The following is a 9,491-nucleotide window of genomic DNA, read 5'->3' as shown; positions in this document are numbered from 1 at the left end:
CCGGCAGCCGCCGCAGCGGCCGCAACGGCGTTAGCTTTCATAAAGCTACGACGACTGAGTTTCATGGTGTTTCCTCACCTTGCTCATCCTGCTGGTGATAAACCAGCGACACCGCCAGTACGCCCGCAACGTTGCGCACTGACTCAATTGTTTTCATTAGTGTTTCACTGTGTTCTGCTTCTACCACCACAATCAGTTGGCCGCTTTCCACATCGCTGAGTGCAACTTCACAACCTGGAAATGTACGTAACTGCGTAGCGATATCGTTGATGTGCTGACTTTTGGCCTGAACGACCAGGCTGCAAACCTGCCAGTTAGTGTCCATGGTGGTACTCCGCATTAATGGCTGATACCGGACAGGTCGCGACACACGCACCACATCCGCTACAGGCTTGATTGTCGAGCTGTGGCTGATATATACCGGACAGCGTGGGGCGAAAGGTAATGGCCATGGGTTCACAGCTATCCTGACAGCGATGGCACTCTACAGATTGATTGGCGAGACAGTTTTCACCGATCGTAACATTCAGATCCCAGGCCCTGGTGTGGCGCGGAAGAAAGAGTGATTCGGGACAGGCCTCTGCGCAGGCGTAACAAAAGCTGCACTCGCCGTGTTTGAAATTTACGCTCGGAAAACCGCCCTGGCCTCGCTGCAGGATGCCGGTTTCACACGCCTGGACGCAGGCGTCACAACGCAGGCAATGCGCCAGAAAGTGAGATTCTTCCATGCTCCACGGCGGACGGATCCCCGTACTGGCGTTACGCCAGCTACCTGTCAACATGCCTCGACGGGATAAATCAACCATGACATTGTCCTTCCATAAATGACGCTCTCCCTGAGCGGGTTGAACGACAATAAGTAACCGCACTATTTATGAGTAGTTATTTTTAACAGTAAGATATTTCAGGATGTGTTAGAGGTGCATACCCCAATCGGGGTAAATGCTGTTGCCGGATCAAAAGAGTGTAGGGTTGGTATAAAAAAACGCGCTTTTACTCACATTTCAATGAGTTATATAAACAATTATATAGCGAATACATATTCAAGAGAATAATCTTAATAATAGGATAATTCTTAGCACATATCTCTAGTTAATAATTAAACATTCAATTAATACACCTTAAATATAAGTAAATTTAGATTAATAGCGCATATGAATATGCTAACCTGCGACAAACACGTTCAGAAGACAGAAGAAAGGAAACACTGTGAACAATAAGATGAAGACCATCGTCCCTGCCATCCTGCTAGCCACGTTTGCCAGCACCTCTGCATGGGCAGCAACCAGTGATACTCCCGCGCAGCCGCTGGAAAAAGTCGCCCCGTATCCGAAAGCAGACAAAGGGATGAAACGCCAGGTTATCCAGCTTACTCCTGAGAAAGATGAATCTACTCTAAAGGTAGAACTGCTGATCGGCCAAACGCTGGACGTTGACTGCAACCAGCATCGCCTGGGCGGAGAACTGGACAGCAAAACGCTGGAAGGTTGGGGTTACGACTACTACGTATTCGACAAAGTTACCTCTCCGGTGTCAACCATGATGGCCTGCCCGGACGGCAAGAAAGAGAAGAAGTTTATTACCGCTCATTTAGGTGACGACGGTATGTTGCGTTACAACAGCAAATTACCGATTGTGGTCTACACCCCGGAAAACGTAGAAGTAAAATACCGTATCTGGAAAGCAGAAGAGAAGATTCAGGACGCAGTCGCGCGATAAATGAGAATGTGCCGGATGGCGGCGTACCGCCTTATCCGGCCTACGTATAGCGTGTTGTAGGCCGGATAAGCGCAGCGCCATCCGGCATGCAACCATGCGATTACAGTGCGATATCCGCAACCGCTTTCTGCTCTGGCTGCGGTTGAGCCTGAGGTTTTAACTGCGGTTGAGGCGTTTCATCAGCCACCTGCGGTTTATCGTATTTCAGACCCAGAACGCCACTGGTGTACTGCAGCTCTTGTTCCGTGGCCTCGACGTTACCGTTCAGCTTGGTGCCGTAAGACGGAATAATCGTTTTCAGCTTCGCCTGCCATTGCGGGCTGGCGACTTTATCTTTAAACACTTTTTCCATCAGATGCAGCATGATCGGTGCCGCCGTTGACGCGCCCGGTGATGCACCCAACAGTGCGGCAATCGTGCCGTCTTTGTCGCTCACCACTTCGGTCCCCAGACGCAGAACGCCGCCCTTGTCTTCATCACTTTTGATGATCTGCACGCGCTGGCCCGCCTGCCACAAACGCCAGTCTTCTTTCTTCGCCTGCGGGTAGTATTCCTGCAGCGCAGCAAAACGGTCGTCGTCGCTGAGCATGACCTGGCTGACCAGATATTTCACCAGATCGAAATTATCCAGACCCACATTCATCATCGGCATAACGTTTGAAGTGGTGGTAGAACTCAGCAGATCCCACAATGAACCGTTTTTCAGGAACTTGGTGGAGAAGGTCGCAAACGGTCCAAACAGCACCACGCGTTTGCCATCCAGAATACGGGTGTCAATGTGCGGTACGGACATCGGCGGTGCACCGACAGAAGCCTGACCGTATACTTTCGCCAGGTGGCGATTCACCACATCCGGGTTTTCCGCCACCAGGAACTGTCCGCCAACCGGGAATCCGCCGTAGCCTTTCGCTTCCGGGATGTCGGTTTCCTGCAACAGTTTCAGCGCAGCGCCACCGGCACCAATAAAGACAAACTTCGCCTTGATGTCGCGTTCCGCTGAGTTGTTTTTCAGATCGGCAACCGTGACGGTCCAGCTGTTATCAGCATTACGCTTAAAACCCCGTACTTCAGTACTGAGTTGCAGCGCAAAGTTAGGCTTTTTCTGTAACGAGGCGATCAGCTGGCGCGTAATTTCGCCGTAGTTGACGTCAGTCCCAATCTCGGTACGCGTTGCTGCCACTTTCTGGTTTGGATCGCGTCCTTCCATCACCAACGGTGCCCACTCTTTGATCTGGGCGTGATCTTCGGAGTAGCGCATGCCACGGAACAGCGAACTTTGCTGCAGGGCTTTATAACGCGCGCGCAGGAAGTTAACGTTCTCATCCCCCCAGACAAAGCTCATGTGGGGAACGGTAGTGATAAATGAGCGTGGGTCATGCATCACGTCGTTATTGACCTGATAGGCCCAAAACTGGCGGGAAATCTGGAAGGCTTCGTTAATTTCAACGGCCTTTTCAATGCTGACAGTACCGTCGGCTTTTTTCGGCGTGTAGTTCAGTTCCATCAGCGCGGAGTGGCCCGTGCCGGCATTGTTCCAGCCGTTTGAACTCTCCTCGGCCACCCCATCCAGTCGCTCGACCATGGTCATAGACCATTGTGGTTCCAGTTCCTGTAAATAGGTTCCCAATGTGGCGCTCATGATGCCGCCGCCAATCAACAGTACATCCGTTTCCTGCTCTTCCACAGCTTTCGCTTTTGCCGCCATCGAGACAACATTCAGCCCCAGGGCCATGGTGAAGAGCATGGCTGTCACTTTTTTCATAATGTTAATGCCTTACTTTTAGTATCGCTTTTTGCTTTTCATGCAGGTGAAAATCGAACGGTCCAACGGTAACACTTAAGTAAAAAATAATAAAATATTGTTTATAATTTATGTTTAAATTTTAAAAATGTTATTAATAGGTTGATTCTTTATACGGTTATTGACAATCATTTCTGGAAACCTCCCCGTCAGGCGGGTACTATGCAGCGCTTTGCTATTCACCGCACGGATGCCTGCCGGTCTGCTGTTATCAGGCCATTTCTGACCTGAGAGTAACTATGTCTGCGACTGATTCATCCCCTGCCGCCGTGGCGGAACATTCCGTCGGCGTTGTGCTGCGTCAACCCCGCCTGCTGATGCGCGAAACACTGGCCGGCGTGGTCACGGCGCTGGCGCTGATCCCGGAAGTGATCTCTTTTTCTGTTATCGCCGGCGTAGACCCCAAAGTCAGCCTGATAGCCTCGGTTGTCCTGTGTCTGGCGATGTCCTTTTTAGGCGGACGTCCGGCCATGGTTACCGCCGCAGCCGGATCGGTGGCGCTGGTGATTGGCCCAATGGTGCATCAGCACGGCGTACAGTACATCCTGCCCGCGGTGCTGCTGGCCGGGGTTATCCAAATCCTGTTTGGTGTATTGGGGATGGCACGACTGATGCGTTTTATCCCTGGGGCCGTGATGACCGGCTTTGTTAACGCGCTAGGCATCTTGATCTTCTTTGCTCAGGTTCCGCACTTCTGGAGTAAAAGCCCGTTGATTTGGGGGCTGTTTGTTCTGACGCTGCTTATCGTGCTGTGGGTACCGCGGTTTATTAAAAGTATTCCAGCGCCGCTGATTGCCATCGTGCTGCTGACGGTCTTCACCGTGACCAGCGGGCAGTTGTTGCCTACCGTCGGTGACGAAGGCTCATTGAGCGGTGGATTACCCGGATTCACACAGCTGTTGGTGCCTCTCAACCTGCACACGTTGGCGATTATCTGGCCCTGCGCGCTGAGTATTGCCTTTGTCGGCTTGATGGAGTCGCTGCTTACCGCCCGACTGGTTGACGATCTGACGGTCACGCCCTCGAATAAAAATCGTGAAAGTACGGGGCTGGGGATAGCCAATATTCTGGCCGGGTTATATGGCGGTATCGCCGGATGCGCGATGATTGGTCAAACGATTGTTAACGTTGAGATGGGTAAAGGACGCAGCCGCGTCTCCACGTTCGCCGCTGGGCTGGTCTTGCTGCTGTTGGTCACTGCGTTAAGCGACATGATGGCAAAAATCCCCATGTCAGTGCTGGCAGGTATTATGGTCATTGTGGCGGTGAAAACGTTCAGTTGGCACAGCATTCAGCCAGCGACACTGGCGAAAATGCCGGTCAGCGAAACGCTGGTGATGCTGATTACCGTTGCTGCAACGGTGTCGACCGGCAACCTGGCTATTGGCGTGGTTGCCGGGGTATTGACGATGCTGGTCCTACCGCGCATCGTCAGAGGCAAACGCCCGACTACACCAAAAACAGCGTCGCCAGACCGAGAAAAATAAAGAACCCGCCGGTGTCGGTAATAGCGGTGATCATCACGCTTGAGCCGATCGCCGGGTCGCGCCCCAGCTTGACCATGGTCATTGGAATAATCACCCCCATCAGCGCTGCCATTAACAGATTAAGCATCATTGCCAGGGTCATCACGCCGCCGAGCGCCATGTCATCGTACAACCACCAGGTGATGCCGCCCATAATCCCGCCCCAGACCAGCCCGTTAATCACCGCCACGCCCATTTCGCGCAGGATCAGGAACGTAAGGTTTCCTGGCTGAATGTTTTGCAGCGCCAGTGCGCGGACAATCATGGTGATGGTCTGATTACCGGTATTGCCGCCGATCCCCGCCACGATGGGCATGAGCGAGGCCAGCGCCACCAGCTGTGAAATCGTGTGTTCAAAACCGTCGATGACGCGCGATGCGATAAATGCGGTACAGAGATTAACGGCCAGCCAGGCCCAACGGGTTTTTACCGCTTTGGTAACCGGGGCAAAGACATCTTCTCCGGCGCTTAAGCCCCCCATCCGGCGCAGATCGGTGTCCGTTTCTTCATACACCACATCGACGATCTCATCGATGGTTAAACGCCCCATCAGCTTGCCGGTTGGGTCCACCACCGCCGCACTGACCAGGTTATCACGTTCAAAGGTACGCGCGGCGTGCTCGGCGATATCTTCCGGAGCAAAGGTGAGCGGATCGTCTTCCATCACCTCACTGACTTTGCGTTGCACGTCATTGAGCAGAATACGGGTTAACGTCAGCTCGCCCACCAGCACTTTATTGCGGTCGGTGACGAAGAGTTTATCGGTGTTCTCCGGCATTTTACCCAGCCGTCGCAGGTAGCGTTGTACCACCTTCAGCGTCACGTCCGGGCGCACGGTAATGACCTCGAACTCCATGATCGCACCGACGCGATTCTTCTCGTAGTGCATCACCTGGCGCACGCGCGCCCGCTCTTCCGCCGGTAACGTCGCCAGCAGTCGACCGGTCAGGTTACGCGGTAAATGCTGCACCACGTAAATCTGCTCGTCGATGTCGAGGTATTGCAGCGCGTCGAGCAATTCCCGGTCCGACATTTCATCGATCAGATCGTCCCAGACGTTTTCAGACGCCTCCAGCAACACATAACCACGCTTGTCGCTTTGGATCAGCCGCCACAGCGCGTGACGCTCTTCGGAGGGTAATGCTTCGAGGGTATCGGCCAGATCGGGTGGCGGCAAATGCTCCACCAGCGCCCCTACCTCAGCAATATCGTCGGCAAGCGTACCGACGTCATATTGCTCAGCCAGGGTAAGCTTGCCCAACAGCGTTGAAATAATGGCTTTATCAGTGGTCAGCAGCCAGATCAGGCGGGCACGTTCTTCATCACGTAGCCTGGCGCTATTTTTGTTTATTACGGACATCAATCATAAATCCATGATATGAAATATCATTAATCATGATGCCGAATTATGTAAATAACAATAAACGAAGCCGCCGGATGGATAAAAAACCGGCGGCACGCGGAGTTATAGGCCCGATAAGCGTAGTGCCATCGGGTAACAACTCACCGATTCAGGCAGTACGTGCGACGGCATCACGCGAGGCAGCGTCGCGATCGTCGCCCAGCAGCTCAGTCAGCTGGCCATTGCGCATCTCAAGCAAGCGATCGGCATGAATAAAGTAGTGATCGTCGTGACTAATGGCAAAAATGGTTTTGCCCATCTCTTGCATCAGCGGCAACAGCACCTGGTAGAATTCGCGCCGGAAGTGCGGGTCCTGATCGGCAGCCCATTCATCCAGCAGAATAATGTCGCGTTCCTCGGCTAACGCCAGCAGCAGTGCCACGCGTTTTTTCTGCCCTTTCGACAGCTTAAGATTCAGAATGCGCCCGTCGTTCAGCTCCAGCTTGTGCGCCATCTGCAGATGTTCCAGCCACTTATCGACCAGCGCCGGGTTGGCCGATTGACCTTCCGGCCCCAGCAGTTTGTCAAACAGCCAGACGTCGGTAAACACGGCGGAGAACAGCTTGCGGTAGTCTTCAGGTTTGTCGACCGCCACCGCCTTACCGTCGAGCAGGATCTCGCCAGACTGCGGCTGGTATAACCCAGTCAGTAACATGGCCAGCGTAGATTTCCCGCTGCCATTGCCGCCAATCAGGAAGATCAGCTCGCCACGGTGAATGGTCAGATTGACCGGCCCAACGGAGAAAGCATTGTCCTGATAGTGGAAAACTACGTTACGTAGCTCGAGCGTTTTCCAGTTTGGGAATGCAGTAGGACGAGGGAATTCAGCCTTGAACGGTGCCAGTGCAAATTTATTCAGTTTATTAAACGCCACCTGGGCGGTGAGCAGCGTGGGCAGCGCGCCAACGGCAGACAGCAGCGGCGTACGCAGGAACAGCAGCGTCAGCGAATAGGTTGCCGCGACGTTGGTATCCGCCCAGCCGAGGCTGTTAGCCATCCAGAATACCAGGCCAATGGCACCCAACATCATAATATTCGACCAGTTGACCGCGCTCAGGTGGAAGGTATCGGCACGAATAATATGGTGGCGGTACTCTTTGGCATCCGGGACGTACAGTTGATTAAAAATATGCTCAGCGCGTTCACGGTTAAGGGTCAGCTCTTTGCGCCCTTCCAGCACCGTCTGGTAATCGTTGTACAGCTTGTCTTCGGTTTCACGCAACGTGGCCATGTGTTTGTACACCCGCGCCACCAGCACAAATCCACCCCAGATGGTGATCGCCATCCAGATTGCCGTCACCAGCAACATTTTGGTCGACAGCATCGCCAGGTATGCCGCTGACCCGACGGTCAATATAATCCCCTGCACCAGCTCCGGCAGGCGGACAAAGGCGATGGTGATATTGCGGATATCGCTGGTTAAGCCAGCCAGCAACGCGGCGCTACCGAGCTGTTCGATGCGCTCGACGTGAGTATCCAGAATACGTTTGATAAATTCGCTACGCAGACGGTAGACAAAGTGGTGTCCCAGCGTGGTCAACGCCAGCTGTGAACCAAGGGTCACGATCATCAGCAACAGCAGCAGGCCGAGAAACTCCGGCAGCACCATAAGCGTGGTGTCGACCGTTTCAATCAGGCGCTGGTTGATAAACGCAATCAGCCCAATCCCCAACGCAGCACTGGCAAGGCTGAGCGCCATGACGCTGATAAATGGCCAGCGATACTGCCGCCAGACAAGAAGTAAAAGTTCCATGTGTTCAACCCGGACAAGTAATAACAGCCCGCAGTTTAAACATCTCTTCGCCGACAGCAATAATAATTCTTATTTTTATTCTTCTTTACTCGCCCGGCGAAAAGTCAGATTGTAACGGCAGTCCGTTGTCAACGGATGGTAGCCAGTCTTAAGCGGCTGTATACCATGATAAAACAAGCGTGATTTCCCGCCCCACACCACCACATCACCGTGTTCCAGCAGTAGCCGCTTTAACGGATCGTTGCGCTTCAGACCACCGAACTGAAAGATTGCCGGCAGGCCCAGCGAGACAGAAACAATGGGCGCTTGCAGGTCGGGTTCGTCTTTATCCTGATGCAACGACAGTTTTGCCCCTGGCGTATAGCGGTTGATCAAACAGGCATCTGGTCGGAAATCGGGATAGCCCGCAGCGGTCGCCGCTTGTTGACACAGTTCGGCAAAAACGTCAGGTAAACGCGGCCAGGCGCTACCGGTCAACGGATCGACCGGAGAATAGAGGTAGCCATGCTGATCGGTCGTCCACCCCAATTGACCACAGTTGGTCATCGCCACCGACATCGTATATCCGCCGGGGGTCACCATCTGGCGAAACGGCGATTGTCTGACGACAACCGCCATTTCCTGTAATAAAGAAGGCGCGGCATCAAACGCAAAACGGCGCAAAATGACCGCACCGGACGCCAGCGGCTCCTGCCAGGGTTTTGCCTGCGCAAAGAGATCAAGCATTATCTGTCCTCACCTGTGGTTTCACGGTGCAGCAGTTGCGCCTTGCGGGCGACGCCCCAGCGATAACCCGAAAGCGCGCCATCGCCGCGGATCACCCGATGACACGGGATCACAATCGCCAGCTTATTTGCTCCGCAGGCACTCGCCACAGCGCGCACCGCTTTCGGTTTCCCCACGGCATTCGCCAACTGCTGGTAGCTCACCGTTTCGCCACTGGGAATGTCACGCAGCGCCTGCCACACCTGCTGCTGAAACGCGGTTCCCCGAATATCCAGCGGCAGCGACAATGGGGTATTGCGTGAGTTAATGACCGCGATCACTTCGCGCACACGCTGTTGAAAATCGGGATCCGCAGGCACACCACGTGCTGCAGGAAACAGTTCATGCAGCTCAGATACCAGCGTAGCATCGTCGTCGCCGAGTAAAATTGCGCAGATACCGCGTTCACTTTCCGCTACCAGGCAGCGGCCCAGTGCGCAGTCCGCCACGGTATAGCGAATCGCCAGCTTATCGCCGCCTTGACGAAACTGCTTTGCCGTCATGCCCAGCGCTCCATCCGCTTTA

The 9,491-nt window shown here is 53.8% G+C and carries 9 protein-coding genes and 1 pseudogene; 2 read left to right on the top strand and 8 right to left on the bottom strand.

The genetic code is table 11. The features are described 5' to 3' along the window. The 3 genes from FDW95_RS23570 to napF form a co-directional block, all read right to left on the bottom strand. A partial coding sequence (locus tag FDW95_RS23570; RefSeq protein WP_023144029.1) for a twin-arginine translocation signal domain-containing protein occupies positions 1–65 on the bottom strand: 65 nt, incomplete at its 3' end. Beyond that, positions 62–325 (bottom strand): chaperone NapD, encoded by a 264-nt coding sequence (napD, locus tag FDW95_RS07365; RefSeq protein WP_096756429.1) that lies wholly within the window; start codon positions 323–325, stop codon positions 62–64. The genes napD and FDW95_RS23570, both read right to left, overlap by 4 nt. Beyond that, positions 315–806, bottom strand: a complete 492-nt coding sequence (gene napF, locus FDW95_RS07360) for a ferredoxin-type protein NapF (protein ID WP_096756428.1) — start codon at positions 804–806, stop codon at positions 315–317. The genes napD and napF overlap by 11 nt, the downstream gene beginning before the upstream one ends. A 415-nt stretch (positions 807–1,221) precedes the next feature. Between napF and eco the strand changes: the two genes are divergently transcribed. Then, a complete protein-coding gene (gene eco / locus FDW95_RS07355; protein WP_096759370.1) occupies positions 1,222–1,719 on the top strand; it encodes a serine protease inhibitor ecotin in 498 nt (165 codons plus the stop codon). 100 nt (positions 1,720–1,819) lie between these two features. Here the strand turns inward: eco and mqo are convergent, their stop codons facing one another. Further along, positions 1,820–3,481, bottom strand: coding sequence for a malate dehydrogenase (quinone) (gene mqo, locus FDW95_RS07350; RefSeq protein ID WP_115257948.1), 1,662 nt, complete (start codon positions 3,479–3,481; stop codon positions 1,820–1,822). A 278-nt stretch (positions 3,482–3,759) separates the two neighbouring features. On the opposite strand from mqo, the gene FDW95_RS07345 reads away from it, so the two are divergent. Further along, positions 3,760–5,007 carry a SulP family inorganic anion transporter gene (locus FDW95_RS07345; protein ID WP_115257947.1) on the top strand — a complete coding sequence of 416 codons (1,248 nt, stop codon included), beginning with the start codon at positions 3,760–3,762 and terminating at the stop codon, positions 5,005–5,007. On the opposite strand, the gene mgtE is transcribed toward FDW95_RS07345, so the two are convergent. The 4 genes and pseudogenes from mgtE to ada all read right to left on the bottom strand — a co-directional run. Beyond that, entirely contained in the window at positions 4,970–6,406 is a 1,437-nt protein-coding gene (gene mgtE / locus FDW95_RS07340) for a magnesium transporter (RefSeq protein ID WP_115257946.1), read from the bottom strand. The two genes, FDW95_RS07345 and mgtE, sit on opposite strands and share 38 nt — an antisense overlap. 151 nt (positions 6,407–6,557) lie before the next feature. After that, the gene (locus FDW95_RS07335; RefSeq protein ID WP_115257945.1) at positions 6,558–8,201 is read right to left on the bottom strand and encodes a multidrug ABC transporter permease/ATP-binding protein; all 1,644 of its coding nucleotides are present in this window, start codon (positions 8,199–8,201) and stop codon (positions 6,558–6,560) included. Between the two features lie 35 nt (positions 8,202–8,236). Further along, positions 8,237–8,927: pseudogene (gene alkB, locus FDW95_RS07330) on the bottom strand (DNA oxidative demethylase AlkB). Next, on the bottom strand, positions 8,927–9,491 hold a 565-nt coding region (gene ada / locus FDW95_RS23565), incomplete at its 5' end, for a bifunctional DNA-binding transcriptional regulator/O6-methylguanine-DNA methyltransferase Ada (protein ID WP_249358950.1). The pseudogene alkB and the gene ada, both read right to left, overlap by 1 nt.

Origin of the sequence: Citrobacter sp. wls718, from assembly GCF_005280945.1 — a bacterium.
Lineage (GTDB): Bacteria > Pseudomonadota > Gammaproteobacteria > Enterobacterales > Enterobacteriaceae > Citrobacter > Citrobacter gillenii.
Note: the sequence above shows the minus strand (reverse complement) of the source record. Positions and strands in the feature narration are given on the sequence as shown.

Coding starts and splice junctions, on each gene's coding strand:
- napD (WP_096756429.1), bottom strand. CDS start 325: ATGGACACTAACTGGCAGGTTTGCAGCCTGGTCGTTCAGGCCAAAAGT.
- napF (WP_096756428.1), bottom strand. CDS start 806: ATGGTTGATTTATCCCGTCGAGGCATGTTGACAGGTAGCTGGCGTAAC.
- eco (WP_096759370.1), top strand. CDS start 1,222: ATGAAGACCATCGTCCCTGCCATCCTGCTAGCCACGTTTGCCAGCACC.
- mqo (WP_115257948.1), bottom strand. CDS start 3,481: ATGAAAAAAGTGACAGCCATGCTCTTCACCATGGCCCTGGGGCTGAAT.
- FDW95_RS07345 (WP_115257947.1), top strand. CDS start 3,760: ATGTCTGCGACTGATTCATCCCCTGCCGCCGTGGCGGAACATTCCGTC.
- mgtE (WP_115257946.1), bottom strand. CDS start 6,406: ATGTCCGTAATAAACAAAAATAGCGCCAGGCTACGTGATGAAGAACGT.
- FDW95_RS07335 (WP_115257945.1), bottom strand. CDS start 8,201: ATGGAACTTTTACTTCTTGTCTGGCGGCAGTATCGCTGGCCATTTATC.